General features: G+C 52.3%; 1 protein-coding gene. It reads right to left on the reverse strand.

Annotated elements, in window-relative coordinates:
* A partial coding sequence (locus D7V97_RS46390) for a hypothetical protein (protein WP_233583635.1) occupies positions 1–307 on the reverse strand: 307 nt, incomplete at its 3' end.
* Between the last annotated feature and the right edge of the window lie 137 nt (positions 308–444).

Raw genomic sequence — 444 nt, forward strand, 5'->3', positions numbered from 1 at the left:
ACTCAGAGGTCATCTGCGGTAGGCTTAGAGTTGAAGGTCCACTGGCGTGAATGAGTAATGACAGGGTTTTGACGAAGAGTGTCAGGAGGTATGGTTGGAAGACTACATTAGACCTGGAGGAGCCGTAGGCTTTCAGATGAACGAAAAATCGACCGGTGAGAGGAAAGAAGAAGCCATCTGCTACGACTTTTGCGAGTTGGTTTGCGATTGGCTTCTTGCGCTTCTTCTCTACGGCCATGCGGGATGAGAAGGTGCGGACTTTGAGAATTTGGGGGCCAGTGATCTTGTCTGCGAGCTCGGCTGCCATGGGGGCGATCATTGTGTTGGAGAGATGGGTTGATAGTCTGTCGACTTCGGAGGTTCCTGGAGCCGGTAAAGCGTAGCGTTTGTGCATTCGCTCGGGAAGTTCTTTGGAGGGAAAAGACATGGTGGATGAGAGGCCGG

This window comes from Corallococcus sp. CA053C, assembly GCF_003611675.1.
Taxonomy (GTDB): domain Bacteria; phylum Myxococcota; class Myxococcia; order Myxococcales; family Myxococcaceae; genus Corallococcus.